The following is a 1,125-nucleotide window of genomic DNA, read 5'->3' as shown; positions in this document are numbered from 1 at the left end:
GATAAACCAATACCCAACGTACCAATATCAAGTCGATCAATGGTCAGTCAATCGACCACAGACTTTTTCAAATCACATTCAGTATTAACCCAAATCCACCATGAATCTAACCTTACACCTTCGCTAAAAACGAATGGGAGAACTGCTATGCCTAAATCAATTATTAATCTTACTGTCAGTGAATTAATGGAAGCCACACCTTTTACATTATCACCAGAACTCTCTATTCATGAAGGACTGATGCAACTCACTGCTGCGCAAGAACGCGGTGCACCAGTTGTCGACAAGCAAAATCGTTTATTAGGATTCGTATCTCAGCAAGATTTATTAAGATGCTTATGGTCTGAAGAATATAACAAACACATTAATAGTCATGTTGCTGATTTAATGCAGACGCAAGTGATGACAGTATCTGGTAACGATAAAATTGCTGATCTTGTTGAGTTAATGGTTGTCGACAGAGAGAAGCTGTTTCCTGTTACCGCTAGCGGAATGTATACCGGTAGTCGCTTTATGAGTTATGAAGAACGCTTAAGACATGCTTCTGCGAATAAACCGAGTAGTTTTCCTGTGGTGAATGAAGGGTTATTGCTTGGGGTTATTACTCGAGAACAGATAGCCACTAAAATGTGTTCGGTGATGGGATAGTCAACTCAATCGATAACTCCTTTAACAATCCATCAAGTGGTTAATTAAAGGCGTTATCAAATACCATTAAAGCGTTTTACTCATACGTCTTGCTTCATTTAGGACGCAATCACGCAGCGGATTATCACCCGCATCATTACGCCATACAAAAGACAATTGACGCTGTAGGTTAAGCTGTGGTGTATCAATAATAACCAGCTTACCTTCAGCAACATCTTGCTCTACGGTAATATGGGGCAGGCAGCTTAAGTAAGCCCCATTTCTGACTAATGCCTTTAACAGCAATACATGTTCGTACTCTTTCCAGACATTGAGCTTTTCAATTACACCATGGATGGCGCCCTCAAAAATACGTCTAGTACCAGCACCTTGCTCTCTAAGTACCCATTTTGCTTGTTCCAATTGCGCTAAACTAATTTTTTCAGCATTGGCATAAGGGTGATGTGGTGCAGCAACCATCTTGTGGTGGTTGCTGCA

General features: G+C 40.6%; 2 protein-coding genes. One reads left to right on the top strand and one right to left on the bottom strand.

Features of this window, described 5'->3' with window-relative positions:
- On the top strand, nt 1–648 hold a 648-nt coding region (locus tag H5202_RS23000), incomplete at its 5' end, for a CBS domain-containing protein (protein WP_182774055.1).
- Between the two features lie 66 nt (nt 649–714).
- On the opposite strand, the gene H5202_RS22995 is transcribed toward H5202_RS23000, so the two are convergent.
- Nucleotides 715–1,125, bottom strand: a 411-nt coding sequence (locus H5202_RS22995; RefSeq protein WP_259397461.1) for a LysR substrate-binding domain-containing protein, incomplete at its 5' end; no start/stop codon positions are given.

Origin of the sequence: Shewanella sp. SG41-4 (assembly GCF_014164505.1) — a bacterium.
Classification (GTDB): Bacteria; Pseudomonadota; Gammaproteobacteria; order Enterobacterales; family Shewanellaceae; genus Shewanella.
Note: the sequence above shows the minus strand (reverse complement) of the source record. Positions and strands in the feature narration are given on the sequence as shown.